The organism is Nanohaloarchaea archaeon SW_7_43_1, assembly GCA_003009795.1.
Classification (GTDB): domain Archaea; phylum Nanohalarchaeota; class Nanosalinia; order Nanosalinales; family Nanosalinaceae; genus SW-4-43-9.
Window position 1 is genome coordinate 404,000 of record PXPE01000001.1, and the last position, 26,240, is coordinate 430,239.

Sequence of the window (26,240 nt, forward strand, 5' to 3'; positions counted from 1 at the left end):
ATAAAACGGTTATTAGAGAAATTGCTTTCATGACAGAATCGGAAAACAGAATCTCAAATAAACTTAACGTGGAGGCACCTTTCACCCCTGCAGGTGACCAGCCACAGGCCATCAGAAACCTATCGGAAGGCTTCCAAGAAGGATTGAAGGAACAGACCTTACTTGGAGTCACGGGTTCCGGAAAAACTAATACAGTTTCCTGGGTAGTAGAGGAGATACAGAAACCAGCCTTGATCATCGCACACAACAAGACTCTAGCCGGCCAACTTTATGAAGAATTCAAAGACCTATTCCCGGACAACGCTGTAGAATACTTCGTATCTTACTATGATTACTATCAGCCAGAAGCCTATGTCAGCAGCTCCGATACGTACATCGGGAAAGACGCATCGATTAATGAGGAAATCGAGAAATTGAGGCACTCAGCGACAAACTCACTTTTGACCCGCGATGATGTAATAGTTGTAGCATCAGTCTCAGCCATATACGGACTAGGAGACCCTGATTTCTACCGTGATCTCGGACTAGAGATTTCAAAAGACTCGGGTATGACCCGTGACAATATACTGAACGAGCTAGTTAATATCCAGTACGAGAGAAATGATGAGGATTTCCAGCAGGGAAAGTTCAGGCTCCGAGGCGATACACTGGATATCTTCCCGATGTATTCGGATACCGCATACAGAATCAGTTTCTGGGGAGATGAAATAGAGAAGATCACTGAGTTCAAGCCACTTGAAAACGAGACAGTAGAGGAAAAAGACAAGATCCTTTTGAGGCCTGCCACTCATTACTCTGCTCCCGATGAAAAGATGGAGAAGGCCTTAGAGGAGATTGAGGATCTGATGCATGAAAGAATCCAACATTTCGAGTCTATTGGAGATGAAGTCTCGGCCCAGAGGATAGAGGAAAGAACAAAATTCGACCTTGAAATGATCAGGGAATCAGGTTACTGTTCAGGGATAGAGAATTACTCGGTGCATCTATCTGACAGGGAAAGAGGCGATCCACCATACACATTATTGGATTACTTTCCGGACGATTTTCTTACGGTGATAGATGAATCACATCAGACCGTTCCTCAAATCAAAGGCCAGTACGAGGGAGACCGGGCGAGAAAGGAAAACCTGATAGAGAATGGTTTCAGGCTTCCAACAGCCCAGGATAATAGGCCTTTAAAATTCGATGAGTTCAAGGATAAGACTGATAAGACACTTTATGTCTCTGCTACACCAGCAGATTATGAACTTGAAAGATCAGGAAAAGTTATAGAACAGATCGTCAGGCCTACTTACCTGGTAGATCCTACTATCGAGATAAGAGAGACTGAAGGCCAGGTAGAGGATGTGATATCCGAGATCCGGGAGAGAGCTGAGAAAGGTGAAAGAACACTTGTTACAACCTTGAGTACGAATATGGCTGAAAATCTCTCCGATTTCCTTCAGGAAGCTGGTATCAGCGCCCGGTATATGCACCATGAGACAGATACCTTGGAGAGACATCAGATTATCCAAAAACTCCGGGCAGGAGAGATTGATTGTATAGTAGGAATCAACCTTCTTAGAGAAGGCCTGGATATACCAGAAGTCTCTCTTGTAGCAATACTGGAGGCTGACCAGACCGGTTTTCTGCGATCCGAGACTGCGTTGGTTCAGACCATGGGAAGGGCGGCAAGAAACCTTCAGGGTCATACAATACTGTATGGAGACGAAAAAACTGAAGCCATGGAAAATGCTATTTCTGAGACCAGGAGAAGAAGAAAGATTCAGGAAGAATTTAATGAGGAAAATGATAAGAACCCGAAGACGGTAGAGAAGGAAATCAAGGAAACTAATCTGCCGGGTCAGGATGAGGAGGTTGAGGAAATTCCGGAAGGCGATGAGATTGAGGATCAGGAAGATGCGGAGGAAGTAATTGAAGGCCTGAAAAAAGAGATGGATGATGCGGCTGAGAACTTGAATTTTGAATTGGCGGCAGAGTATCGTGACAGGATAGATGAGATTAAAGAAGAAATGGATCTCTAATCTATCCTAAGGACACTGTCAGTCATCCAACAGCCTTCGTGCTCGCCTGAATCCTGGGCACTTAGATTAAATTCATAGGTCACGGTGGAACCCTTATTTTCTATTTCGGCTTTGATTGAGGCCTTTTTCTCGGAAATATCGGTCTCTTCAACACTGTAAGATTGTGAATTAAGCATATACTTGTATCTGGGATTTTTCACCATTTTCTTGAACCTCTCAATTGGTCCGGTGCTTGATTTATTTTTAGGTGAGGCAAACTTGAAAGCTGTCTCTATACCAGCATCCTTGTATGGTTCATCGTTGTTCGCCATCGCCTTGATCTGAATCTCTACAGCATCCAGAGGAGATAAATCTTTTTCCGGCCCTGGGATTTTATTCTTTTCAGTCACTTCGTTTCAGGATGAGGTATTTTCTGGGTTTTTTCCGTGATATTGACTTCAGTACTTGTACCGTTTGGGTAATTTACCTCTACTTCCAGAGGCAGGTTTTTTCCTCCGAGATGTATCCAGGGTTCCATCTGATTTAGGTAAGCTGAACCACCATCCATGACATGAACGGAGCCATCCTCAAGTTTAACGTAGGAGTTTCTTGCCGAAGCACCTGACGGGGAGAGAGGCTGCAGCCTGACAGAATCTCCGTTGTTAGGTATTTTATACATTGTCAGAGGCTGTCTGCCGGCCTCACCATGTGCGAGAATTAACTCTAGAGTTCCGTCTTCATCAATATCTGTAACTGTTGCACCGGTTCCAAGTCCTTGAGGCTCTGATGCCTCTCCAATCTCCAATGGATTGCCTTTTGAATCAAAGAATCTGTTTTCTGCTTCTCCCCTTGATGCGATATTGTTCAGGAAAAGCTCCGTCTCTCCATTGTTGTTAAAATCCGCTGCCACCAGGTTTCTAGCGGGGGAAGGTTCACTGAATTCTTCGGTCTGGACTTCCTTAAATCCTTCAGTGGTTTTCTCATAGATTTTATGTGGTGAATTCCAGTTAGAGATGGCTAGATCAAAGTCCCCATCACTTTCTTTATCATATACTGTAGCTCCTCTTGCAGGTAGAGCCTCATCTGCTATACCCAGTGACCTAGCTTTCTCCTCATAACCATCAGGACCTTGTTCATAGTAGAAGTTAGGTCCTCTCTCATTTCCTACGAAAATATCAATGCCGTTTTCTGTAGGCAGGTTAACAATACTTCTGCCACCTGTTTCCCTGTCCATACCGTATCTGGGAGCTATATCTTTCAATCCATCTTCGGTATCTGTTATAACCTGCATTGGACCTCCGTATCTGGCCACGAAAAAAGCATATCCTTCAGGAGTATATGTACATGCTACAGATCTCCCGGAGTATCTGTTAGGAACTGTCGAGTCTTCGAAGAGATCCACCCAACTATCTCCTTGTCTATCATATAATTTATCGGTACCTGATTTTTTACCGCCGAACTGCCCGCCCGTCGTCAGTACATAAAGTTCCTCTTGGCCATCCTCATCGATATCACAAGCCGCAGCGCCAATAGCATTGTCATCCGGATCCTTCAAATTTTCAGGAGTATCATCAACTAGGTTTCCGTCTTTCCAACGATACAAAGAATTTGGTCCGCCAAATCCAGTAACAAATACCTTCGTTTCACCCTTTGATTCTATAGCCGCAAGGCCGTACCTCCTCATCTCTCTGTTATCCTCAATCAAGTTGGTCTGTGATTCAAATCCCTCATAACTTGTTTCATTTTTCTGGCTTGAGTTATCATTCGAAACCATGGATGCACCCAATATAATCACTAGCAACACTGCTAAATAAAGATAAACAGAACGTGAAGAACTCGCTACATCGGGCATATTATAACTTATCTGTCTAGCGATTAATTAAAACATGGCTGACTGGATTTATCCCCGTTCCAAATGTTCTCAATAATACTGGACAAACAGCTATTTCCAAAGCCAGTAAATTTAGATAAGAAACATCTCCTGAATACTCAGGATTCTTTAGAGATTTCAGGTTCCATAAAAAATTGGGACCACAGTAGTTTTGATAGAAAATGACAGACTTTGATCTCCACATTCACGGAAAACATTCTGGCGGAGTATCACCGGAGATGGAGATACCCACAATAGCCGAAGAAGCAGAAAAGAAAGGCCTAGAAATGGTCGGGACCGGTGACATTTTGAATCCAAAATGGCTCAATCATGTAAAGGAAGAAACCGTGGAGAAAAACGGATACTTGGAACATAAAGACATCAAATATATCCCAACGACTGAGGTGGAAGATGAAGATAGGATACATCATCTGATAATATTCCCAGATCTTGAAACAGTGGAAGATGCCTACCGAGATTTCCAGGAACTCAGCGATGATATAAGAAGAGAGGGAAGGCCGCGAATCAAAGCAGACGGCCAGAAAATAGTAGAAATAGTAAAAAAGCATGGCTGCCTAGTCGGTCCTTGTCATGCCTTCACACCCTATACCGCGATATATGGCAAAAAAACTCGCTAAAGGAGTGCTACGCTGACCAAACTGATAATTTAGACTTTCTCGAATTAGGCCTATCAGCGGACTCAGAGATGGCTTCTAAAATATCTGAACATGATAATCTGATCTTTCTTTCAAATAGTGATGCTCACAGCCCGTGGCATCACCGGCTTGGTAGGGAATTCAATCGGGCAAAGCTTTCAGAGGAAAGCTTTGAAGGTCTGAAAAAACTGTTTCACGGAAAAGCCGGTGAGATGAAATTGAATGTAGGACTCAATCCGAAAGAGGGAAAATATCACTGCTCTGCCTGTAATTCCTGTCATCAAAAGTATTCTCTGACTCAGGCCGAAGAGTTTGATTGGAGCTGCCAGGAATGCTCCGGCACCATAAAGAAAGGAGTGAATGACAGGATAAATGAACTGGCCGACAAGGAACCAGATTACCCTGTAAATTACCTTCATCTTCCTCCGCTAGCCAAAGTAATCCAGTACACAGTCGGCCACGCCTCCGCCACGACTAATACGGTTGAGAAGAGATACGATGCCTTAAACAAGGAATTCGGCACAGAAGTAGATATACTTATCGAGGAGGATATCCAGCAGCTGGCCAAGATTGATGAAGAAGTCGCAGAAAGTATCAGAAAGTTCAGAAACGATGAAATAGTGATGATACCGGGAGGCGGCGGTGAATACGGCGAGAGAATCATTCCTGAAAAAAAAGATAAGAAAGAAAAAATAGAAGAAGAGAGAAGAGATGAGATAAAATGCCGTTACAGAAGCTAGGCCTCAATGCTTTTTCTCCTCATTAATTGTGCATTTATCGCTACGATAACAGTACTCAGCGACATTATCCCTGCACCGACCGCTGGTGAAAGCATAATCCCAATCGGTGCTGCTAAACCTGCTGCTAAAGGGATCGCCAGGGCGTTGTAACCTGTAGCCCAGAAGAGGTTCTGGACCATCTTGCTGTAGTTCAGATCAGATAAATTCAGCAGTCTAACAACTGCTAGAGGATCGTTTTTTACCAGGATAACTTCTGCGGATTCTATCGCCACATCAGTTCCTGAACCAATAGCAATACCAGCATTGGCACGAGTCAGTGCTGGAGCATCGTTCACTCCGTCACCAACCATGGCAACCTTTTTCCCTTTATCCTGAAGCTCCTGAATCTTTGAATCCTTGTCACCAGGTAAAACCTCGGCAAAGTAGGTATCAATACCCAGTTCCTCAGCGACAGAGGCTGCAACGTCTTCAGAGTCTCCTGTAAGCATCGCGACCTCAAGCCCCCGATCCTGCAATTTTCCAACCGTTTCATGGCTCTCACCACGTATCTTGTCAGCCAATGACACTGCAGCCCTTACCTCGTTGTTTTCCACAAGGTAAAGTACTGTACGGCCTCTCTCACCCGCTTCTTGAGAGAAATCCTTGAAGTCATGTTCGACTCCGAGATGCTTTAACATGTTAGGTCCTCCGACATAGACCTTCTCACCTTCAATTTCCGCCTTCACGCCTTTACCGGATATACTGTCAAAGTTTGAGCATTCAGGAATTTCGAGGCCTTCCTCGTCTGCTTTCTCTCTGATTGCCTGTGCAATTATGTGTTCGGAGTCAGATTCTGCTGCAGCCATCTTCCTCAATGCGTTCTCTTCGTTTTCTGCCTCTATATTTAGTACTTTTTGCTCTCCTTCTGTGAGAGTCCCTGTCTTATCGAAGACTATCGAATCCAGCTTCCTTGCCTGCTCCATTGCGATCCTGTCACGCACCAGAATACCGTTCTTTGCTGCCATCGAAGTATTTATCGATACGACAAGAGGTACGGCTAAGCCTAGTGCGTGTGGACAAGCGATTACAAGAACTGCAACTACTCGTTCGATCATATTCAATCCGAAGCCGACTGCTAGGGTCCATGCTATACCTGTGAGAAGGCCTGATCCGAGTGATATGTAAAAGAGATATCCTGCTGCCCTGTCCGCAAGCTTCTGGGACTTTGATTCTGATTCCTGAGCCTCTTCCACAAGACCCATGATACCTGAGAGTGCGGTCTCATCTCCTGTCGCTGTAATCTTGATCCTCAGAGACCCTTCATTGTTAACAGTTCCTCCTATGATCTCGTCTCCCTCAGATTTATTGAGAGGCTTTGATTCGCCTGTTATCATGGATTCATCAACTGAGGACTCGCCCTCGTATACTTCTCCGTCCGCCGGTATCGAGTCACCGGGTCTTACAAGAACTTTGTCACCTTCCAGAAGTTCTGAGACCTTGACTTCCTCGGTGTCCCCGTTATCTGTGATCTTTTCCGCGGTATCTGGCATAAGCTTCTCAAGCTCTTTGAGTGCTCCAGAGGCTTTTCTTACGGACCTCATCTCTATCCAGTGGCCTAGAAGCATGACATCAATAAGAGTAACCAGTTCCCAGAAGAAACTAGAGGTTCCGGAGAGGAACAGAGACGCCATCGAATAAGTAAAGGCAACGAAGATGGCGAGTGAAATAAGTGCCATCATACCAGGCTCCCGGTTCTCTAACTCATTTTTACCCATTTTGATGAACGGAAAGCCTCCATAAGCGAAGACTATAATCGAAAAAACCGGTACGACGAGCGAGCTTCCCGTGACTGTCGGCATTGAGAAGTTGAGTAAGCCTTGGACAAATGAGGAGTAAAGTAGGACTGGTATTGATAGGGCTGTGGAGATGAAGAATTTCTTTCTGAACATTACTTCGTGGTGTTTGTGTCCATGTCCTGAGTCTTGGTCTTCATCGTGATCCAAAAAAGATTTTCACCTGTCATATAATGATACATCACCCAGTTTTAAACATCTTGGACTCAAAGAGATAGTTTATGAATGATCTGAAAATTCATCACGTCTTCCGGCTCTACACCCTAATACTTTTGCAGGAAGGTGAAAAGACCGGCTACGAGATAATGGATAGAATCGAGGAAAACATCGGCGAGAAACCGAGTACATCCTTCATCTACCCGTTTCTCTCGGATCTGGAAAAAAGAAGCCTTGTATCCGTGGAACAAGGCGGACGTAACAAGAAAATCTACTCACTGACTGATGATGGAAACGAATTTGCTTCCGAGAAATTGAACAGTTTCGGAGAGATACTTGAGGCCTCGATACAGAACCAGGTAGAGGATTGTGAGAAATGTGGCTGCGAGATCTACTCTGGAGGTTACGATACAGATGGGGAGACTTACTGCTGTAAGCACTGTGCCTCAGCATAGACAAAGCAGTGAATACCTAATATTAATGCGACTTGGTTCACTGGAGCCTGAGAGCTATCCATAAATTAAAACCCGAGAAGAAATGGTTTCTTCTCAATGATAAGAATCGTTCACTTTATAGAGATTTCTTTCGAAATATTCTTTCATGGATTTAGAGGAAATAGCCCGGAAATACGCTTTAAGAAATGCGGTAGATCACGGCGGTGAATGTAACCCTGGATCAGTGATAGGAAAGATATTCTCAGAGGAAGAATTCGAAAACAAAGGCGAGGTACAGCAGAAGACCCAGAAAATCGCCCAGGAAGTCAACGAGCTATCTATTGAACAACAGGAAGAAAAACTTGAAGAATACGAGTTTGATGAGAAGAAACAGGAGCACGACCCTATCCCCGATCTGGATGTTGGAGAGGATGAAGAGGTTGTTGTAAGATTTGCTCCCAACCCGAACGGGCCGCCCCACATCGGACACGCCAGAGGAATGGTTATCAACGGTGAGCTCCGGGACAAGTACGATGGCAAGCTGATCCTCAGGTTTGATGATACAGATCCAAGAAAGAAGAGACCGCTGAAGACCGCTGAGCACGATGCTTATGAGATGTATCTAGAGGATTACGAGTGGCTGGGCTACAAACCGGATGAAATACGTTACAGCTCTAAAAACTTTGACAATTATATCATGTACGCAGAGAAACTGATTGAAGAATATAGAGCCTATGTATGCTTCTGCTCACAGGAGGAGGGAAGCAAATACCGTTCAGAAGGAGAGCCATGTCCTCACAGAGATACCTCGATAGAGGAAAATATGGGCAACTGGAAGAAAATGAAGAACGGAGGGATTTCCGAGGGTGAAGCAACCCTGAAGATAAAAACAGATATTGATCACAAGAACCCGGCGATCAGAGACTTCGTCGCTTTCAGGATAATTGAGAACCCGGATCATCCGGTTACCGGTGACGAGTACCGGGTCTGGCCCATGCTTGACTTCCAGGGAGCGATTGAAGATCATGAAATGGGTACTACTCATATTGTCCGTGGAAAAGATCTCAGAGCCTCAACCAAGAGGCAGAAATACATCTATGATTACTTCGACTGGGAGTATCCTTATGTCCGTTACTGGGGAGATGTCCAGATCTCAGGCTTCAACGCCCCTGTATCCGGATCCTATCTAAAAGAGATGATAAAGAAAGGAGAACTTGATGGCTGGGATGATCCCAGAGCTCCAACTCTCAGAGCATTGAGAAAAAGAGGTTTCCAGCCGGATGCTATCCAGAACTTCTTTATTGACATGGGAGTAAGCGAAAACAATGTCGAGGCATCAATCAAAACACTTGAGTCAGAGAATACTGATATAATTGATGAGCAAGCGGACAGGCACTTTTTCGTGAAAAACCCTGTAAGATTAAAAATACGTGAACTACCGGAAAACATTGAAACTGATCTGCCTCTCCACCCTGATTATCCTGACAGAGGCACTAGAGATGTAGATGTAGAAACTGAAAACGGAGAGGTTGAGTTACTTATTGAGGAGAACGATTTCCAGGATGGATTTGTCAGGCTAAAGGGATTATGCAACATCAGTGTGGATGAAGATGATCGATCAGCAGAATTTATTGAGGGCGATCATAAGAAGGCTATGGAAGAGGACGCTGATATCATACACTGGCTTCCAGAGGATTCACCTGAAGGAACGGTCTACATGCCGGACGGTTCAGAAATCAGAGGAAGGGTTGAAGATGCAGTTATCAATCCTGGTGAAGTAATCCAGTTCGAGAGATTTGGATTTGCTCGATCCGATGATGGTGAGAAAAAGAAATTCTACTTTGCACATAACTAGTCTTCAAGAGATTTCTGTGCCGTTTTAAGACCTAAAACAGCGCACTTCACCCGTAAAGCTGAAACCTCTATTCCAAGTTTGTCCAGCATCCAGTCCCTGTCAAGCCGTTTTAGCTCTTCAATTTCCATCCCCTTCATTTCATCAGTTAGAATGGAAACTGACGCCGTGGAGATCGCACATCCTTCAGTCCCGTGTTTGACATCCACAACCTTCCCCCCCTTTATATTAAGGAAGATCTCAGTTGAATCACCGCAACTGGCGTTTTCTCCCTCCTCATGGTATTCCGTCTCAAGCTCCCCTACGTTCCGAGGATTCTTGTAGAGATCAAGTATTTCGTCTTTATACATCCCTACTGGAACACCTTTCTGACTTCTTTTACTGCCTCAACCAATTTTTCCACATCTTCTTCCGTATTGTAGATATAAGGGGATACTCTTGCTGTACCACTGATCCCAAGTTCCTCCATCTGTGGCTGTGCGCAGTGATGCCCGGCTCTCACAGCAACTCCATTCTGGTTGAGCACCTCTGCAACGTCATGTGGATGGGCGAACTCGGTTGTAAAAGAGACAAGGTTCGCTCCTCCCGGTGAAAGAACATTTACTCCTTCTGCTTCCTCAAGTTCTTCGATTATTAAAGCCGATATCTCCTGGCTGTGGTTGTAGACTTCATTCATGCCGATGTTTTCCAGGTAGTCAATAGCTGCGTCGAGACCTACTGCTCCGGCTACGTTTGGAGTTCCGGCTTCAAACTTTTCAGGTACTTTCTCATACTCGATTTCTTTCTCGGTAACCTTTCGGATCATACCGCCTCCGACCTGATATGGATCCATTTTCTCCAAAAGCTCTTTCCTGCCGTATAAAACTCCTATCCCGGTAGGACCGAGCATTTTGTGACCCGAAAAACAGAGAAAATCGACGCCAAGTTCCTTCACATCAACCGGCATATGTGGAACTGACTGAGCTCCGTCAAGCACTACCAATGCATTGTTTTTATGAGCGATCTTCGTGATCTTCTCTACAGGGTTTTCAGCGCCAAACACATTTGAAATATGTGAAATAGCTACAAGTGAGGTATTTTCATCTATCTTTTTCCGGGCGTCCTCCAAAGATATTTTTCCATTTTCCGTCTCTAAGTAAGAGATATTCAAGTCTTCTTTCTCCGCTTTTCTTCTCCACGGAAGCTGCTCTGAGTGATGAGCCATCTTCGAAAGTACTATCTCTCCATTTGTATCTAGAGAGTGAGCCAGTAGGTTCTCCGCCTCGGTAGTATTTCTTATGAAAACTGTTTCAGAGTGATTTGCACCGATAAAGTTTGCTGTTTTTGCTCTTGCCTCTCTATATGAGGTGTTTGCATCATTCGCTAGATCGTATAGCCCTCTCCCAATATTTGCATTGTTCTCGCTGTAGAACTCGTTAATCTGTTCCAGTACCTGTCTCGGTTTTTGAGAAGTTGCGGCGTTGTCTAGATATACCAGGTTTTCTCTTTTCCTGAATGTTGGATAATCTTCCTTGATTTTTTCTGGTTCCATAAGGTAGAAAATCTAAGCGAATCTTTTTACTTCTGCTTTCCGTGTGAGAATACTTTTCCAAGCCATTCTTCGATAGATTCAGTTATGCCGTCATTGGAGCCTCCGGTTTCCTCAGCCGCCTCATCTTCGTCCCTACCTTCCTTTGTTATAATCTGTTTCCAGGTGCCTTTCTGGTACCATAGATATGCGATCAGGGCTCCTGCAACGTTGGATATGAAGAATGCTGTCCATACACCTTTGGTTCCGATGTTTACCGCTCCCAGGTATGCTATCGGTAACCGGATTGCGCCCAGGGTTGTAACTGATATTATTGCGGCGGTAGCAGTTTTTCCTGCACCCCGGAAGCTTCCGTTATAGGATCTTAAGACTCCCATGAACCCGAAGCTGAAAGCTACGAATCTCAAGAACTTGGAAGCAGTGCTTGCTATTAACTCGCTGTTTGGCTCTGCCTGGCTGATGAAGACTGAGGCAATTGAGTCTGCAAACACGAATGTCAAGAGTCCAACAGCAGTCAGAATTAGGAAAGTGTATTTTGCACCGGTTGCTGCGGTTTTGCCTGCTCTTTCATAGTTTTCGGCCCCGAGATTCTGCCCTGTCATCGATTCTACGCCTCGGCCTACTGCCGAAGCCGGTAGGAACACCATGGAGAAGATTCTGATGGCGATACCGAAACCGGCAACTATGGGGTTTGCAAAAGTCCAGCCGACTACTGCAGTAAGAGCGTTAACTGAAATGGATCTTCCTGCTCCCTCAAGTGATGCTGGAATACCGATACGCGTTATTTTATGGAAAAACTCGGCATCTGGTTTCATGCTGGCCAATGATATTTTGATACCTTTACTTCCGCTGAAAAGTAACCCTATTCCAATCGTCAGAGACAATAGTCTTGATAAAATTGTTGCTACTGCTGCACCTCTGATCCCCATCTCCGGGATAATCCAAAAACCAAAGATGAACAAAGGATCGATAACGATATTGATTATCACCGTTACAAACATCAGAATCATCGGCGTTACGGTATCACCAAAACCACGCATCAGCGACTGGAAAACCAGGAAACCAAACATCGAGAATAAGCCAATGGATATTATCTGGAGATATGCCTCGGCAGATGCTGCAACAGTTCCTGTAGCTCCTAGAAGACCGACTACATCACCAATCACAAAATAACCAAATAAACCGATCAAACCCGACAAAACCGCACTGAAACCGACTGTCTGCGATGCCGCGTAATTCCTCATCTTGGTTTTACCTGATCCTTCGTACTGCGCCACTAGGACGCTTCCGGCGACCGCCAGACCCATTCCGAGAGAGATCAGGAAGAATACGAGAGGGAAAGCAAAAGTAATAGCTGCAAGTGCTTCTCCTGAGTATTGGCCTAGCCAGAAGGTATCAGCCAGATTGTATGCGGTGTGCAGTAAGTTAATTACGATAACCGGTAACGATAGATAGAAGAGATTTTTTCCAACAGGGCCTTCAAGAAGATCTAGTTCCTCACGGGATTTAAACTGGTTTTCGAAAGTATCGGCCAGACCTGATAGTCTTTGTCTAAAGCTTCCTGACACTGCTGCAGTCGCCTTAAATTACCGTTTTTCATCCAGTTTTCTCTGGACTTCTTCCCGGATTTTCTCCTTAACCCTTGTAACCCTGATCTGTTTCATTACCGGCTCGAAAAATCCTTTAACAACCAGTCTTTCAGCTTTATCCTGTGAAAGCCCTCTGGATTCCAGATAGTGTTGTTTTTCTTTCTCAACTGTTCCTGCTGCTGCTGCATGTGACGCTTCAACATCAGGATTTTCAATCATCAGTTTCGGTGAGGCGTCTGACTCTGAGTTATCTGAAAGCATAAGTGTTTCCTGGTCCTGGAAACTGGATGTATTGAATGCCGTCTGTTCCACTTTCTGAAGTCCTTCGTAGAGACTTCTTGCTTTGTGATCCACAACGCTTCTCGAGTCCATATCACATTTGGTTCCATCGCCTATGTGTTTCACATTTAGAGAGATGTCGTGATGCTGTTTCCCTGATGGGTACCAGACACCTGTCATCTCTGTCTCCGAGTCATCACCTTTTAGAACTGTCTCGATCTTGGTCCGGTTCAGATCTCCAGTAAAAATCCCGTTCAACCAATTTATGGAGCCATATTTCTTTGTTATCGCTTTTCTTCTTGAGTAGGAGAACTCCCCGTTTTTCTCTACCGCACCGTACTCCACTGAGGCGTTTTCACCCACATAAATCTCTGTAAAAGATGTGTTAAAGTCTCCGCTAGATGTTTCCTCAGTGACTGTTGCTGATGTATTCTTTTCCGTATTGACGACCAAATGGCTGAGCACAGGATTGTTTTCAATGTACTTAACATGTAGCTCTGAGCTGTCTTTAAGCTCGGCGTAGATGAATGAGTTTACATTTGCTGCATGCAGGGCGTTGATAGTGTTTTCGTTATGTTTTATAAGGTCAAACGCTTTGTCCCCTGCTTCCTCCATTCCTTCTTTTCCGGTGTATACATCCACGTCGCCTTCTGTCTCAATTTCTGGTTCGATCATGTCCTTTGAAACTTCCAGTTTTTCCTTTAGATTGTCCGGGTACCGTGTCCAGGTTCTTCCCGGAGTCCTTATTGACTCAGGTACTTGAAGTGATTCTGCTTCTCTGTCGGCTTTCTCCCGTATTTTCTTTAGTTTCATCCCAGGCTGCCCTCCATCTCTAGCTCAATCAAACGGTTTAACTCGACCGCGTACTCAAGAGGTAGTTCTTTCGCAATAGGCTCGATAAATCCTCTTACGATCATTTCTTTGGCTTCCTCTTCTTCTATTCCTCGGCTTTGGAGGTAATGGATCTCCTCGTCCCCGATTCTTCCCACTGTTGCCTCGTGTGCCATTTCCACGTCATCTTCTTTGATCTCAATGTAAGGCTCCGTATCACTGGTTGCCTCATCGGAAAACATGATCGCGTCACACTCTATCGACGTTTTAGAGCCTTTAGAGCCTTTGGGGATCCTTACGAGTCCTCTGTAATTTGTTCTTCCATCTCCCTGTGAGATTGACTTCGATTCGATTGTCGACTTTGTATTTGGTGCGTTATGTACTACTTTTGCTCCGGTGTCAATGTCCTGGCCGTCTCCCGCATAGCTTATTGTTATGTGGTTGGCTTTTGCACCTATTCCATTGAGATGAGAGGAAGGGTAAAGCATTGTAACTTTTGATCCCATTGAACCTGAGATCCATTCCATTGTACCGTTTTCCTCAACTTTTGAACGCTTTGTATTAAGGTTATATGTGTTTTTGCTCCAGTTCTGGACTGTTGAGTACTGTACGTGAGCGTTTTTGCCTACAAAAACCTCTACGCATCCGGCATGTAAATTGTTGCGAGTGTATTGAGGGGCACTACACCCTTCTATGTAGTGAACTTTGCTGTTTTCCTCTGCAATGATCAGTGTGTGTTCAAATTGGCCCATGCCCTTTGAGTTCATCCTGAAGTACGCCTGTACAGGTATCTCCACCTCTACACCCTCCGGAACGTAGACAAAAGAGCCTCCGCTCCATATTGCTCCGTGTAAAGCGGCGAACTTGTTGTCTTGGGCCGGGACGCACTTTGTCATGAAGTATTCTCTGACCATCTCTGGGTGTTCCTGTACAGCTTCATCCATGTCGCAGAAGATGACGCCTTTCTCCTCCCATTCCTCTTTCATGTTCTGGTATACGACTTCTGATTCGAACTGGGCTCCAACCCCGCTAAGAGCCTCTTTCTCGGCTTCCGGGATTCCCAGCTTGTCGAATGTGTCTTTGATGTCCTCAGGCACTTCCTCCCAGGAATCGCTCTGGCCCCCTCCCTGCTTCAGGAAGGGAGTTATCTCCTCTATGTTGAGATCGGAAAGATCAGGTCCCCAGCCCGGCATCTCACGTTTCTGGAAATGCCTGTATGCCTGGATTCGCCGGTTTGTCATCCATTCCGGCTCATCTTTTTCCTCGGAGATCTGTTTAACAGTTTCCTCGGAGAGACCAGTAGATGATTTGAATTCAGGTTCGGATTCCACTTTGTGCTGGAATCTTTCCTGATTTTTGGATACATTTTTCTCTGTCATATTATAGATGTCGGCTTGAATCTTTAAATGAAGAGTTGAATCAACAAGACTACCTTTTCTTGATGTCGGTGGAAGAGTACTCGTTCTTCCCTTCGATTCTCAGTACTTCTACATCGTGGCCTACTGTGTCTTCAGCCAGTTCCCTGACTTCGTCTCTATCATGTTTCTGGTCGTAACCGAGCGTGATTACATCAGGATTGACGTTCCGTACCGTATCGTATATATCGGTCTCGGAACCTAGGATAGCTCTGTCTACAGATTCTAATGCTTCAACCATTTTCTTTCTCTCGTCTTCGCTAAATACAAGATCCTTTCTTTTTTTGATTCTGGAGTCTCTGGAGATAACCACTACAAGCTCGTCTCCCATTCCTGAGCTTTCTTCCAGGTAATGGATGTGACCGGGGTGAAGAATATCGAATGTTCCCTGTGCCATTACTGTCTTCATACCGATAAGAGACAAACTGACTGTTTTCATTCTTTCCCGGGATTAATTGAAGAATCCGTCTATTTCTTTCCATGGTGCTTTTGTTGTCTTCATTTTCTTTCCTGGTGGGAAGACTTTTCTATAGTTACTCCAGTCGTACCGTTTGTCCATGTAGACTATGACTCCTTCATCAGTTTTCGATCGAATGCAGCGACCGGCGGCCTGAATTGCCCGGTTCATCGCGGGGTATGAGTAGCCGTAGTCCCATCCTTTTCCAAATAATTGGTCGTAGAAATTGATCAGTTCTTTCGTTTCGAGATCAGGTGTTTTAAGGGGTAAACCCACGACGAATACACCTTTTAGGACTTCTCCCGGGTAGTCGACTCCCTCTCCGAAGGATCCGGCGGCGACTCCGAGCAGTACTGAGTCTTTCTCATCTTTTCTTGAGGCGAAGTCATTCAGCATCTCCTGTTTCTCTTCTTTATCATGAGCTCTATCCTCGACGAATAGCTTTCTCTCAGTTCTCTGCTCCAGCAGTTCTTTGATTTTGTGCATCATGGAGTAGGAGGGGAAGAATACTCCACAGTTTCCGTTAACAGCCTTGAAGGATTTGCTCAGGTACCAGGCGTATTTCTGGTACATTGAATCGTCTCGTTCCTCGTATTTGGTCGTTAAAGTAGGAATTATCAGGTCTAGTTCGTTTTCTTTAGGGAAAGGCGAGCTGTAGGCAACGCTTTCAGTATTCTCTTCTTCTAGCCCGGTTAGGTCGACATACATCTGCTGTGGTGTCAATGTTCCGGACATCAGGATTGAGGAGTGAGACTTGTTTAATGGTTCAGAGGTTGAAATCCGTGGATTGAGGCAGGAATAGTTAATCATCAGGTATCTGTTTCCGCCTGAACCTCTGGTTCTCTTTATAGTTCTTACAAATCCTTCATCATCGCCGTTCCAGTAGTCCAGGAATTCTGCTATCTCGGCGCAGTAACTGTGCTCTTGTTCATCTTCTACTTCTTCCGCTGCTTTCTCTAGATTTAGTATGAGGTCTTCGTAGTCTGTGAAGCTTGAGATTGATTCTTTCAATGTCTTCTTTTCCAGTTTTTCCTCGTGGCTCTGCTGCCCTAGCTTGTCCCGGGCGATATCATGGATCTTTCTCTGCATTTGCTCCAGGTTTCTCTCCTCTTTGTAGTAACCGAATGTTTCGGCCTCTGTTTTTGCCTTTTTCAGATTTGGCATTGTAACTGAGCTGGAAAACAGTGATCGGGTTCTTGATGGTAGGTTATGCGCTTCGTCTACAATAATGATTAGGTCATCAAGCTCCAGACCTGATTTCTCCAGCACGATATCTCTTACCCCTGGATGGAAAACATGGAAGTAGTCCGCCACTATAAGATCAGAATCAGAAACCATGTACATAAGTATCTGGTATGGACAGATTTCACTGCATCTTTTCTTAACCTCTTCAGCTGTTAGAGACTGTCCTCTCAGTTCTGCTATTTTTTTCTTTGCCAGGTCGGTGAGTTCATGTGAGTCGGTAAATGTGTTTTCATGTCTGGGGCAGTCAGGACCTTCAACTCCTCTTACTCCGGTCTCTCCCTCGCACAAATGTGATTTACCGATAAGATCGACTGAATGAATAGCTGCGTCATGTCTTTTGTTCATCTCCCTGACAGTTTCAATCGCTATCTGGTGCTGGGAATGTCTCGGGGTTACAAAGAAAACCTTCTCGTCATTCTCTCTTGCGTATTCCAGAGCTGGCGTAATTGAGGCCGCGCTTTTTCCCAACCCGGTAGGAGCATGTGCGACCAGGTTCCCACCAGATTCTACAGCTTTGTCTACTTCCTGCATTAGTTCATCCTGTTTCTCCCTGACTTCAGGGAACGGAAAAAGATCCATACAACACAGATCGACTAGAACTCATTTAAGCCTAGTCAAAACAGATTAAAAGCTAAATGAGACATCTATATTTATGCCGTATAAAGCAATAGAAGCGGTTGAGAAAGCATTTGATGATACGAAAAAACTGCTTCTACCTTTCGATCTCAGAACATGGAGCAAGCTTGCTCTTATAGCGGTTCTAGCCGGAGGAGCAGGTGGCTTTAGTTTCCCAAGTGTGCCCTCCGGAAGCCCAAACTACAGTCCGGAAACAGGACAGTCCGGAACATCTGATTTCAGCGGCCTTCAGTCAGATCTAGGTTCTCAAGCCAGTATTAATATGGCTACAGGTGCATTTAGCTCTACCTCTACGAAAGCGGCTGTAACCGGTGCTGTGGGATTGATTGCCTCTCTAATTCTACTTGTCTTATTCATTAACAGCGTTTTCCAGTTCATATACTATCAGTCTCTGATAGAGAAGAATGTGAGGATTATAAAGAACTTCAGAAACAATACGGGTTTAGGATTTAGGCTTTTTCTTTTCCGCTTTGTCTGGTTAGCTGTTTTAATCTCAATTGCAGGCATAGGAGTTGCAGCAGTAATTTTCCAGCCCGTACTGATACTGGGATTGGTGCTGTTGGCTCTACCTCTCATACTAATTATAGGTGTGATCAATTTATTCGTCAATACCTTTGTAGTCTTGAGAATGCTTGAATCCGGAGAAAGATTCATTACATCTGCTAAATCGGTTTACACTGATGTAAGATCAGAGTGGAAAGAATTCGTGCTTTTCATCTTCATAAACATCCTTCTTGGAATGGCTGTAAGCACAGTTATTGTGATTGGAGCATTGATTACTCTTATAGCACTAGCGATGCCTGTAGGCGTTGTTGGTATCTTATTTTATATGGTGAACCCGATTCTCATAGCCCCTGTAGCGGTTATAGGAGTTTTGATAGCTATCCTGATGGTTTTGGTCGGTTTAGTTGCACCAACCAGCACGTTCATGTATTACTACTCTATAGAGGTCTATCACTTACTGACCTCTGAGAACTAATAAGAAAAGAAGGGGAAAAAGGGAGGGGAGGGAAGTATAAAGTAATCAAGGTAATTCGTGTTCCAGTTCAAAATCCTGGTAATTTAGAAGTAAAAGTCTAACTGCTTCGTGAAAGGCATCCGTCTTGTCTTTGAAGACTCCTTCTTCAACCATCTTCTCTACTTCATCATTCAGTTGGTCGGATAGTCTTACAGATACAGTCGCCATCCACTTTCTGTACTACATTTATCTCCTACGTTTATAAATAAACCGGTTTTTTGTATTATAGAATTTGAAAATACCTGAATTTGTAATGCGCTCGTATTACCAAGCTAAGTTCTGAACTGAGAACTGTCTTCCGCCTAGCATTTCGCTCAGGTTTTTTTATCTGATTATAGATTAACTTTTGCAAGTTTTCCGTATCCTGAGAAATTTTCTTAACAGCAAAATTTCAAGCCGCCTGTTCTAGAAAGATTTTTTACTGTAAACTCTGAAACAAGAATATGAGCCAAGGAAAAATTAGAAGTTTTGCACCGCTTCTGGGAGTCTTAACCTTCGTAATGGTTTCAACAGCGATTATATCACTGGTTGGAAACTTTACAGAGCTAACGCAGACTGGCAAGGTTTTCATGGCTATGTTCTTCCTGGCATTTGGATTCTTGAAAGCCTGTAATCTTGAGGGTTTCAAGGAGGCGTTTAAAAGCTATGATAATGGCTGAAAGAAGTGATTTGTACGCAACATCTTATCCTTTCCTTGAGCTCGGGCTTGGACTTCTTTATATCCTGCTTCTGTTCAATGGTTCTTTTGAGCTTGAGGTATTCACTCATGTCTCCGCCGTGTTTCTGATGACCGTCGGAGGTGCAGGTGTCTTGAATGCTATTAGGGAAGGAAGAAATCTGCAGTGTGCATGTCTTGGAAATGTATTCAATGTCCCGATGACAAAAGTTACGCTTGCAGAGGACCTTGGAATGGCTTTGATGGCTCTGCTGATGCTTTTTTCAGTCCTTTAGAGAGTTCACGCTAACGGTACCCGTTTTTGAAACAAGTTTTTTCTTAAATGTTGCATCCAGCTAATTTAGCATGATCGCCGAAACCAAAAATAGGCTTGATCAGGTTGGAGAGTCTAGGGCTAGAAACTTAAACATGTTTTTCTCCACTTTAGCAGGTTTAATATACACTTCGGTAGCCTTTAATCTAGACAGTGTAGGTTCAACATACATTTTAGGAGGCATAGTCCTAGCTACGCTATCTGACTGGAGTACAGTTTATTTTGTTCATAGCGGGGTTCTTGCAGGAACTCTGGATAGAATAATGAACTCTCGTGAAGCAGATATTTTCATGAAGCTGCATCTCTGGCCCGGTATTGTCGGTTATATCTTTCTAGCCGGTTTTGTTACTTCGGTACTTGTGTCGGCGCAGTTAAATCTGTTATTCTACCTATTCTTGGCAGGTTGGCTCATCATGTATATTTCAGGCCTCTATCCTTACTCAAAACTTAACTGAATAGAATTTAGAGCCAAAAACCTATTTTGCTCGGTATTCCGGGTTTATCCCAGTTTCCAGTGAGGATCTTCCTCGTCTTTTATCTCAATTATCTCCTCAAGCACATCTTCTTCTCCGGCTGTAAGAAAATCTTTCAGCTCTCTCAACTGCTTGTATTCTCTTCCATTAATGTTGACTATTAGTGTGTCGCCTTCCTCGAAGTCTCTTCCTACGGTCGCATTCGAAATTGATACTGCGACTTCCTGTCCCTTCTCTGCTTTATCCAGTGTCTGGTTTTCCGCCTGCACACTTTTGATCTTCCCGATTCTGTCTCCTTTCAGTGTCATTACTGAGCTACCGGCTGTTAGTATTCCATCAACTACTTTTACTCCAACTACAGCAGGTTTTGATCGGTTGAAGACGTGATCAGGAATCGACCTGATCTTGGCTGGTCTTGCAATCGAGTTAAGAGCTTCTTTTTTCTGTTTCTCTTTGAGTTCGTCCTTCCATTCAGTATAGTTTTCGAATATCTCATATATTACCTTGCTCTGGAATATTTTGACTCCTTTATCCAGGGCCATCTGCCGTGCCTGATCTGTTACCCGAGTGTTGAATACAAATATAGCTCTTTCCTCAGGTTTCTCATTTTCTACTTCTATGATATCGGACTTGGTTACGTTTCCGACCTCTGCTTTCTGTACGTCAATGTCTTCGATTTCCCGCATCACTGCCTCAAGTGATCCTAAAGAATCTGCTTTTACCGCTACACCCTGTCGCTGTGTGTCGAACTCGACTGATTCCAGCTCCTCCTCAACTTCTTCTATCGCAGCGTCGAGTTCATTTTCAGAGGCTGTTCTTATAGGTGCTCCTGAAACGACAGCTTCAAGGTCCTTCCCTGCTATCTTTATACCTGAGGCAGGTTCCATTTTTTCCACTCTTTCATATTTTTCGTCAAGCCTTATTTCTTCTAGAGGTCTTGGACACATTAGAGCTCTAATATCTGTTGTCTTTACGCCGTTCGAGGTTCCATAGACCATTTTATCTTCTTTATCAATTATTCCGTCGTAGTGTATAACGTCAGTAGTTGTTCCCAGGCCTTTTTCCTGTGATACTTCGAGTACTGTTCCCTTGCCCATGCCTTCGTTTACTTCGAGATTATCTCCTAGGTATTTCTGGGCTAATCCTGTTACAACCATCAGTAGTTCAGGAATTCCTTCACCTGTCTTGGCGCTGATTGGCACTATAGCTGCCTTTTTCTGGAAACTTTCGACCCGGTCGAATCTGTCTGCAGTCACCTCTACTTCCTCGTGTAGATCGCTCATTAGTTCGTATATTTTCTCATCAAGTGCGTTTACGTTTCTCTCGTTCTGCTGCTTGATGTTTTTGGTGAATAGCTGGTGTTTGGAGTTCCAGCCATGAAGGGTATCGATCTTGTTAAATGCAATTACAAAGGGAGTTCCTGAGTCCTGAAGGATTTGTAGTGCTTCCTCTGTCTGTGGCTGAATTCCTTCGGTCACATCTACAACGACTATTGCTATGTCCGAGATTGAGCCTCCGCGTTTTCTGAGGGATGAAAAAGCTGCGTGACCTGGTGTGTCAATGAAAAGTATTCCAGGTATTGTAAGTTCGGTATCTAGTTGTCCGAGAAGATCTCCGCATACATTCTCAACGGTCTGTATAGGTACTTCAGTTGCCCCGATCATCTGTGTGATACTTCCTTCCTCGTCTTCGGTTATCTCTGATTCTCTAATCTTGTCAAGAAGTGATGTTTTCCCAGCGTCTGTATGACCCAGTACCGATAAAATTGGCTGTCGGGGCATTGTATATCACTAAGTTTATAGAATCCGATTTAATGTTATAAAGAAAACGGTTATTTATGAAGAGGAGTTAGGAATAGAGAGATAGGCGGACAGGAATTATTTTTGCTTCGATGGATACTCGTGCTGCCGATTATTCTTCCAGTTCTTCTCACACTTGGAGTTACAGAAGTGAACTTTTTTGCCACTTTGGAGAACCATCAGTTTTCCTTCAGTCTTTTGAAGTTCCTCTCCACAGTATTTACATTCTGCCATCTACTCGTTCACCTCATGATCAAGTCTTTGAAAATTTCTCATTTTTGATTATCCCTCCATTTCTGTTTCTTTGATGTGAACCACGTCGTCTTCTCTGATGGGTCCACGAGTATTTCTTACAAGAATTTTGCCTTCTTCGCTTCCTTCAATTATTCTGCAACGGATTTTTCGGACTCCTCTGTGTCCTTGATCTCCGATCACTTCAACTACTTTGGCTGCTACCACGAAATTCTCACTTTTTGAGTTTCTAGAATCTGGAACCGCGTAGGGCGGCTCTCAGTTTTGCTTTCAGGTTTTGAAGAATCATGGATTGTTCACTCTTCGTCTTTGTCGAGAAGTTCTCTTGCTTTTAGTCTTATGTCGTCTACCTGATCTTCAGCCTGTCCGACTGAAGTAACCGCGATTGCAGCGCTCTGTACATTGATGCCTGCTGCCAATCCAAGTTCTTCTTTGTCAGGGACGAATGTGTATGTAATATCTTTTTCTTCCGCCATTGCTGGTAAATGCATTACAATTTCTTCAGGTGATACATCTGAAGCAATTACAATCAGGTCTGCTTCATTTCTCTCGATCGCTTTCGTTACTTCGTTGGTACCGATTACGACCTTACCTGTGTCGTCTGCTTTTTCGATAGCGTCGTAGGTTTTTTCTGCTAATGAATCTGATGGTTCGAATTTTTGGAATGCCATTATTTGTTAACACCTTTCGCAACCTTGGGTCATCAAGGCTTATGCTCTAGAATAGTTTGAAACTTTTTTATAGGGACTGCAGTTGTATATGTGAGAGGGTTGGGATGCTTGGCCTTTACTGTCTTTCCGGATTAATTTGGAGAGTTTATCGGATTTGATTTAATCAAGTTCTTCTTTAAGATCCGGCACTATGAGTATGTCAGTGTTTATAAGTTTTTGTTTCCATCTGCTTCAATTTCTTTCAAAAGTTGCTATTTTAGGAATCTGATCAGTTTCATTCCTGAATTTTCATATTTCTACTCGCCCAGTTTTTCCAATTAGCTTTTTCCCGATCCGGATCATTCTTCATGTCATTCCTGCTGGTTGCTGTTCTGCTGGGAAATTATGTTCTTGACACCTGACCTATCTTGTTCGAGGCTATGGAGTAATTCTTTTGCCTCCTTTTCGGTCGCCCTGTCCTCCTCTATACCTCTTTCCAGCTGATTCACGGTATCCTCTATCTCCCTGGATAGATACCTCATCTCCCGTATCATATTTTTGGCTGATTCAAATTTTTGTCTCCTGATAAATAATGGACCTTTATCGATTTCCGGTACATCTATCTGTTTTGTTTCCGCAGGTTCAGGTATAGAATCATTAAGTCTTGAGTCCGAGTTAGTATTTGTTGTTGAATTCGGTGATCTGTTCTGGTTCTGTTGAGTCTGTGATTCCTGTGCTTGCTGTGATGTGTTTTGTCTGCTGCCTCTATTTTGTTGGTTCTGTGGTGGTGAATCAAAGGTTTCTACTTCTTTGGATGGGGTATTCTCTTTATGCTGTTTTTTGTTTTGCTGCTGGTTCTGTTTTTGTGTAGGAGTGTCCGATTTTTCCTTGTTCTGGAACCTTTCTTCAAAAGATTTTTCGGATGGCTCTGACACATCATCATGTTCGGTCGGGTCCGGGTCTTGAGAGAAGGACTGTGTTTGGTTGATGTTTTGGTTCGGAGAGCCGTCATCGTCTTCTTCAAATCCATGTGGGAACTCTTCTTCTGGTTCATCAGTTTCTTTTTGCTGGTTCTGTGGAGGCTGCTGATCTGGCGTACTGCTGTTAACCATCTGTTTTATATCCTCCATATTCTCCTGTAGTTGGTCTTTGTCGTCTCCTCCTATACCGAACATAGTGTTACATAAGATTTGGTCTTACCGGGTTTAAATATTCGGGTATTACAGGCTTTTAGAATTTCTTTAAGGTCATTTGCGTTTTCCTATCAACTAGATCAGATACTCTTAGGCCGACTCTACGCAATGAGGCGTTTTTTTCTTCTAATAGTCTTCTAATCAATTTGTCAGAGTGGTTGATGAGTTCTTTCTTTGACTCCGCGGTATCTATTTTTGTGGATCGGGTGTACTGGTTTAACTCGGTATCTATACCTATAATAGCTATTTTTCCGAAAGCTTTCTGCTCTGATTCTATTCTTTCATCTAGTTTTTCGGCGATCTCTTCTATTTCCTTCATTATATAGCGATGGCTTTTGGAGTTTCTCTCCATAGTTTTGATCTTGGAAATCTGTTTCTGTTCTCCTGATTCTAGCTTTCTTGAACCTTTACCTATGGCTTTCCTCTTCAGTGAAGCGGCTTTCTCTCTACCGAACTTCTGTGCTAGTATGGTGTTATTAACTTCTCTTAAATCCTCTACAGTCTTTATCCCTGTTTCTTCCAGTATTTTCTCAGTTTTGCTTCCTACGCCGTGAAGATCAATCACATCTTTTTCAGACAGAAATTCCTTTTTGCTGTCTTTCCCTACTTTTTCTAATCCGTCAGGTTTGTCATCATCTGAAGCCAGTTTCGCTAGAAACTTGTTCGGAGCTATACCTATTGATGCAGTCAGTCCAAGTGATTCTATTCCTGCCTTGATCTTTTTTGCTTTTTCAACTTCATCTCCTTCAAGTCTGAAGTAGGCCTCGTCGATGCTGGTCTTCTGTATTTTGCTTGTGAAAGAGCTTAGGATTGCCAGTAGTTCCTCCGATTTTTTGCGGTAGAAATCATGGTCTGCCTCAAGAAATACTGTTTCCTCCGTTGCTTTGTCCTTGGCTTCTCTCAGAGGTATTCCTGAGTCTATTCCGAGTTCCCTTGCCTGATAGTTACAGGTCGATACTGCTCCTGAGCTCTTATTCCGGGTGTATATACATATCACAACAGGTTTTTCCTTCAGTTCTGGTCTTCGGAGTTCTTCACAGCTGGCGAAAAATGCATCCATATCGATGTGTGCGATCATGTAACTAGAATGGAAGGTTTATTTAAAAACAGAAGTCGGGAGCTGAACCGGTAGTTCCACTAGTTGAGCTTTCCCACATGTTTTTCTACATCTTCTATGTAGTCCTCAACTCTGGATCGATAGCTTTCGTCCCGTAATTCTCCGTCTTCAGAGAATACATCTGTAACACCTGAGATAGGAAGGTTGGGTCCGGGTTTACCATTAACTGCCAAGGTTATATCATGGAGATGTGATAGACCTCTAACACCGCCGAATCCTCCGGCGGATGTCGTTACGTAACTGAATGGTTTATCATCGTACTCTGGGTAAAGATGGTCCAATGCGTTCTTGAGTACTCCTGGGATTGAGTGGTTGTATTCCGGGGTGATTATTACCAGACAGTCTGTTTTCCTGATTTTTTCACTGAGAAGTTGTGCGTTCTCTGGTGCCTCACCTTCATCAGAGTAGGTCCTATAGTTGAGAAACGGGATTTCTTTCTCTTTCAGGTCAAAGATTTCGGGTTGATGCCCTGCTTCTTCCAGTTTCTCTTTGAGAAACTCGGCTGCATGGACGGTTTTTCTTCCGTCTCGGGTTGAGCCTATCAGGAGGAGAAAATGCATTTTATTCCTTTTCTTCAGTTTCTTCGGTTTCGGGTCGGAAGTCTGAAAGGTTGAGCTCGATTTTTTGTCCGTTCTCTCCCTGCAGCTGTTCTGCAAGTAGGTAGTATACGAGACCGATCGAGTTCTCCGCCTTGTTATTTGCCGGTATTACAAGATCAATGTTGTCCAGACTGTTTCCTGAGTCTGCGAGAGCTATCACGGGTATTTGTGCATCGACTGCTTCGTCGATTGCCTGAGCGTCTTCTTCCGGATCTGTGACTATAACTACTTCGGGTTCCATGAAGTCATCGGAGTTCGGGTTTGTCAGTGTTCCCGGCATGAATCTTCCTGCAATTACTTCTGCGCCTATTTCCTCTGAGAAAGCTTCTAGGGGCATTCTTGATGCTTCCTTTCTTCCAACAACTAGAATTTCTTCTGGACTGTATTTTGACAGAAATCTCGCTGCACTTCTTATTCTTTCATCTGTCTGGTTGAGATCGATTACTGATAGCTGGTTCTTTTTCACGTGGAAAATGTATTCCTCCATGTCACTGTGTTTTGTCTGTGTTCCGATATGTACTCCGTGTGAAAGATATTTTTCACGATCTATCAGCAGCTCTTCTTCGTCACTCACTTAAAAACCACCTGATTTTCTGTGTAAACAGAGAAAATTAATGTTCGGTTCAT

27 protein-coding genes are annotated in these 26,240 nt (G+C 43.8%); 9 read left to right on the forward strand and 18 right to left on the reverse strand.

All coding sequences use genetic code 11. The annotated features are described in order from the left end of the window. The first annotated feature begins 29 nt into the window (after positions 1 to 29). The gene (locus BRC29_02340; protein PSG98946.1) at positions 30 to 2,024 is read left to right on the forward strand and encodes an excinuclease ABC subunit B; all 1,995 of its coding nucleotides are present in this window, start codon (positions 30 to 32) and stop codon (positions 2,022 to 2,024) included. Here the strand turns inward: BRC29_02340 and BRC29_02345 are convergent. Both BRC29_02345 and BRC29_02350 read right to left on the reverse strand, forming a co-directional pair. After that, entirely contained in the window at positions 2,021 to 2,413 is a 393-nt protein-coding gene (locus tag BRC29_02345) for a DUF4864 domain-containing protein (GenBank protein PSG98947.1), read from the reverse strand. The two genes, BRC29_02340 and BRC29_02345, sit on opposite strands and share 4 nt — an antisense overlap. Continuing rightward, positions 2,410 to 3,777, reverse strand: coding sequence for a CRTAC1 family protein (locus BRC29_02350; protein ID PSG98948.1), 1,368 nt, complete (start codon positions 3,775 to 3,777; stop codon positions 2,410 to 2,412). Before BRC29_02350 ends, BRC29_02345 begins: the two co-directional genes overlap by 4 nt. A gap of 278 nt (positions 3,778 to 4,055) precedes the next feature. Between BRC29_02350 and BRC29_02355 the strand changes: the two genes are divergently transcribed. Together BRC29_02355 and BRC29_02360 are read left to right on the forward strand one after the other, a co-directional pair. Beyond that, positions 4,056 to 4,511, forward strand: coding sequence for a hypothetical protein (locus BRC29_02355; GenBank protein ID PSG98949.1), 456 nt, complete (start codon positions 4,056 to 4,058; stop codon positions 4,509 to 4,511). 68 nt (positions 4,512 to 4,579) lie between these two features. Beyond that, positions 4,580 to 5,269, forward strand: a complete 690-nt coding sequence (locus BRC29_02360) for a hypothetical protein (GenBank protein PSG98950.1) — start codon at positions 4,580 to 4,582, stop codon at positions 5,267 to 5,269. Here the strand turns inward: BRC29_02360 and BRC29_02365 are convergent. After that, complete coding sequence (locus BRC29_02365) at positions 5,266 to 7,197, reverse strand: copper-translocating P-type ATPase (GenBank protein PSG99533.1); 1,932 nt, start codon at positions 7,195 to 7,197, stop codon at positions 5,266 to 5,268. The two genes, BRC29_02360 and BRC29_02365, sit on opposite strands and share 4 nt — an antisense overlap. 125 nt (positions 7,198 to 7,322) lie before the next feature. Here BRC29_02365 and BRC29_02370 point away from each other — a divergent pair, with 125 nt between their 5' ends. After that, on the forward strand, positions 7,323 to 7,712 hold the full coding sequence (locus BRC29_02370) for a hypothetical protein (protein ID PSG98951.1): 390 nt from the start codon (positions 7,323 to 7,325) through the stop codon (positions 7,710 to 7,712). A gap of 145 nt (positions 7,713 to 7,857) precedes the next feature. Then, entirely contained in the window at positions 7,858 to 9,546 is a 1,689-nt protein-coding gene (locus BRC29_02375) for a glutamate--tRNA ligase (GenBank protein ID PSG98952.1), read from the forward strand. On the opposite strand, the gene BRC29_02380 is transcribed toward BRC29_02375, so the two are convergent. Genes BRC29_02380 through BRC29_02410 form a run of 7 tightly spaced genes read right to left on the reverse strand, consistent with a single transcriptional unit; the run spans position 9,543 to position 17,466 of the window. Continuing rightward, positions 9,543 to 9,893, reverse strand: a complete 351-nt coding sequence (locus BRC29_02380; protein ID PSG98953.1) for a hypothetical protein — start codon at positions 9,891 to 9,893, stop codon at positions 9,543 to 9,545. The two genes, BRC29_02375 and BRC29_02380, sit on opposite strands and share 4 nt — an antisense overlap. Positions 9,894 to 9,895: 2 nt before the next feature. Further along, positions 9,896 to 11,074 (reverse strand): cysteine desulfurase, encoded by a 1,179-nt coding sequence (locus BRC29_02385; GenBank protein PSG98954.1) that lies wholly within the window; start codon positions 11,072 to 11,074, stop codon positions 9,896 to 9,898. 26 nt (positions 11,075 to 11,100) lie between these two features. After that, positions 11,101 to 12,606: an MATE family efflux transporter gene (locus tag BRC29_02390; protein ID PSG99534.1), complete on the reverse strand. Its 1,506-nt coding sequence runs from the start codon at positions 12,604 to 12,606 to the stop codon at positions 11,101 to 11,103. A 51-nt stretch (positions 12,607 to 12,657) separates the two neighbouring features. Further along, positions 12,658 to 13,752, reverse strand: a complete 1,095-nt coding sequence (locus BRC29_02395) for a hypothetical protein (protein PSG98955.1) — start codon at positions 13,750 to 13,752, stop codon at positions 12,658 to 12,660. Next, entirely contained in the window at positions 13,749 to 15,149 is a 1,401-nt protein-coding gene (locus tag BRC29_02400) for a Fe-S cluster assembly protein SufB (protein PSG98956.1), read from the reverse strand. Before BRC29_02400 ends, BRC29_02395 begins: the two co-directional genes overlap by 4 nt. 49 nt (positions 15,150 to 15,198) lie before the next feature. After that, entirely contained in the window at positions 15,199 to 15,624 is a 426-nt protein-coding gene (locus tag BRC29_02405; GenBank protein ID PSG98957.1) for an FAD synthase, read from the reverse strand. Between the two features lie 12 nt (positions 15,625 to 15,636). Then, positions 15,637 to 17,466 (reverse strand): hypothetical protein, encoded by a 1,830-nt coding sequence (locus tag BRC29_02410; protein PSG98958.1) that lies wholly within the window; start codon positions 17,464 to 17,466, stop codon positions 15,637 to 15,639. Between the two features lie 73 nt (positions 17,467 to 17,539). Here BRC29_02410 and BRC29_02415 point away from each other — a divergent pair, with 73 nt between their 5' ends. The 4 genes from BRC29_02415 (at position 17,540) to BRC29_02430 (ending at position 19,985) form a co-directional block, all read left to right on the forward strand. Then, the gene (locus tag BRC29_02415) at positions 17,540 to 18,502 is read left to right on the forward strand and encodes a hypothetical protein (protein ID PSG98959.1); all 963 of its coding nucleotides are present in this window, start codon (positions 17,540 to 17,542) and stop codon (positions 18,500 to 18,502) included. A gap of 482 nt (positions 18,503 to 18,984) precedes the next feature. Then, positions 18,985 to 19,200 carry a hypothetical protein gene (locus tag BRC29_02420; protein ID PSG98960.1) on the forward strand — a complete coding sequence of 72 codons (216 nt, stop codon included), beginning with the start codon at positions 18,985 to 18,987 and terminating at the stop codon, positions 19,198 to 19,200. After that, a complete protein-coding gene (locus tag BRC29_02425; protein PSG98961.1) occupies positions 19,187 to 19,492 on the forward strand; it encodes a hypothetical protein in 306 nt (101 codons plus the stop codon). The genes BRC29_02420 and BRC29_02425 overlap by 14 nt, the downstream gene beginning before the upstream one ends. Positions 19,493 to 19,562: 70 nt before the next feature. Then, a complete protein-coding gene (locus BRC29_02430; protein ID PSG98962.1) occupies positions 19,563 to 19,985 on the forward strand; it encodes a hypothetical protein in 423 nt (140 codons plus the stop codon). A gap of 44 nt (positions 19,986 to 20,029) precedes the next feature. On the opposite strand, the gene BRC29_02435 is transcribed toward BRC29_02430, so the two are convergent. From BRC29_02435 to BRC29_02470, 8 genes are all read right to left on the reverse strand, one after another. Next, entirely contained in the window at positions 20,030 to 21,784 is a 1,755-nt protein-coding gene (locus BRC29_02435; GenBank protein ID PSG98963.1) for a translation initiation factor IF-2, read from the reverse strand. A 96-nt stretch (positions 21,785 to 21,880) separates the two neighbouring features. Then, positions 21,881 to 22,036: a hypothetical protein gene (locus BRC29_02440; GenBank protein ID PSG98964.1), complete on the reverse strand. Its 156-nt coding sequence runs from the start codon at positions 22,034 to 22,036 to the stop codon at positions 21,881 to 21,883. A 48-nt stretch (positions 22,037 to 22,084) separates the two neighbouring features. After that, on the reverse strand, positions 22,085 to 22,261 hold the full coding sequence (gene rps28e, locus BRC29_02445; GenBank protein PSG98965.1) for a 30S ribosomal protein S28e: 177 nt from the start codon (positions 22,259 to 22,261) through the stop codon (positions 22,085 to 22,087). 89 nt (positions 22,262 to 22,350) lie between these two features. Next, positions 22,351 to 22,725 (reverse strand): 50S ribosomal protein L7ae, encoded by a 375-nt coding sequence (gene rpl7ae / locus BRC29_02450; protein ID PSG98966.1) that lies wholly within the window; start codon positions 22,723 to 22,725, stop codon positions 22,351 to 22,353. A gap of 350 nt (positions 22,726 to 23,075) precedes the next feature. Beyond that, complete coding sequence (locus BRC29_02455) at positions 23,076 to 23,879, reverse strand: hypothetical protein (protein ID PSG98967.1); 804 nt, start codon at positions 23,877 to 23,879, stop codon at positions 23,076 to 23,078. Between the two features lie 55 nt (positions 23,880 to 23,934). Beyond that, the gene (locus BRC29_02460) at positions 23,935 to 24,975 is read right to left on the reverse strand and encodes a hypothetical protein (protein ID PSG98968.1); all 1,041 of its coding nucleotides are present in this window, start codon (positions 24,973 to 24,975) and stop codon (positions 23,935 to 23,937) included. A 59-nt stretch (positions 24,976 to 25,034) separates the two neighbouring features. Further along, the gene (locus BRC29_02465) at positions 25,035 to 25,574 is read right to left on the reverse strand and encodes a hypothetical protein (GenBank protein ID PSG98969.1); all 540 of its coding nucleotides are present in this window, start codon (positions 25,572 to 25,574) and stop codon (positions 25,035 to 25,037) included. A 1-nt stretch (position 25,575) separates the two neighbouring features. Beyond that, positions 25,576 to 26,187 (reverse strand): 30S ribosomal protein S2, encoded by a 612-nt coding sequence (locus BRC29_02470; GenBank protein PSG98970.1) that lies wholly within the window; start codon positions 26,185 to 26,187, stop codon positions 25,576 to 25,578. Between the last annotated feature and the right edge of the window lie 53 nt (positions 26,188 to 26,240).

Coding starts and splice junctions, on each gene's coding strand:
- BRC29_02455 (PSG98967.1), bottom strand. CDS start 23,879: ATGTTCGGTATAGGAGGAGACGACAAAGACCAACTACAGGAGAATATG.
- BRC29_02380 (PSG98953.1), bottom strand. CDS start 9,893: ATGTATAAAGACGAAATACTTGATCTCTACAAGAATCCTCGGAACGTA.
- BRC29_02340 (PSG98946.1), top strand. CDS start 30: ATGACAGAATCGGAAAACAGAATCTCAAATAAACTTAACGTGGAGGCA.
- BRC29_02370 (PSG98951.1), top strand. CDS start 7,323: ATGAATGATCTGAAAATTCATCACGTCTTCCGGCTCTACACCCTAATA.
- BRC29_02430 (PSG98962.1), top strand. CDS start 19,563: ATGATCGCCGAAACCAAAAATAGGCTTGATCAGGTTGGAGAGTCTAGG.
- rpl7ae (PSG98966.1), bottom strand. CDS start 22,725: ATGGCATTCCAAAAATTCGAACCATCAGATTCATTAGCAGAAAAAACC.
- BRC29_02420 (PSG98960.1), top strand. CDS start 18,985: ATGAGCCAAGGAAAAATTAGAAGTTTTGCACCGCTTCTGGGAGTCTTA.
- BRC29_02435 (PSG98963.1), bottom strand. CDS start 21,784: ATGCCCCGACAGCCAATTTTATCGGTACTGGGTCATACAGACGCTGGG.
- BRC29_02350 (PSG98948.1), bottom strand. CDS start 3,777: ATGGTTTCGAATGATAACTCAAGCCAGAAAAATGAAACAAGTTATGAG.
- BRC29_02410 (PSG98958.1), bottom strand. CDS start 17,466: ATGGATCTTTTTCCGTTCCCTGAAGTCAGGGAGAAACAGGATGAACTA.
- BRC29_02365 (PSG99533.1), bottom strand. CDS start 7,197: ATGTTCAGAAAGAAATTCTTCATCTCCACAGCCCTATCAATACCAGTC.
- BRC29_02465 (PSG98969.1), bottom strand. CDS start 25,574: ATGCATTTTCTCCTCCTGATAGGCTCAACCCGAGACGGAAGAAAAACC.
- BRC29_02400 (PSG98956.1), bottom strand. CDS start 15,149: ATGACAGAGAAAAATGTATCCAAAAATCAGGAAAGATTCCAGCACAAA.
- BRC29_02395 (PSG98955.1), bottom strand. CDS start 13,752: ATGAAACTAAAGAAAATACGGGAGAAAGCCGACAGAGAAGCAGAATCA.
- BRC29_02405 (PSG98957.1), bottom strand. CDS start 15,624: ATGAAAACAGTCAGTTTGTCTCTTATCGGTATGAAGACAGTAATGGCA.
- BRC29_02425 (PSG98961.1), top strand. CDS start 19,187: ATGATAATGGCTGAAAGAAGTGATTTGTACGCAACATCTTATCCTTTC.
- BRC29_02440 (PSG98964.1), bottom strand. CDS start 22,036: ATGGCAGAATGTAAATACTGTGGAGAGGAACTTCAAAAGACTGAAGGA.
- BRC29_02355 (PSG98949.1), top strand. CDS start 4,056: ATGACAGACTTTGATCTCCACATTCACGGAAAACATTCTGGCGGAGTA.
- BRC29_02385 (PSG98954.1), bottom strand. CDS start 11,074: ATGGAACCAGAAAAAATCAAGGAAGATTATCCAACATTCAGGAAAAGA.
- BRC29_02460 (PSG98968.1), bottom strand. CDS start 24,975: ATGATCGCACACATCGATATGGATGCATTTTTCGCCAGCTGTGAAGAA.
- BRC29_02415 (PSG98959.1), top strand. CDS start 17,540: ATGCCGTATAAAGCAATAGAAGCGGTTGAGAAAGCATTTGATGATACG.
- BRC29_02360 (PSG98950.1), top strand. CDS start 4,580: ATGGCTTCTAAAATATCTGAACATGATAATCTGATCTTTCTTTCAAAT.
- BRC29_02375 (PSG98952.1), top strand. CDS start 7,858: ATGGATTTAGAGGAAATAGCCCGGAAATACGCTTTAAGAAATGCGGTA.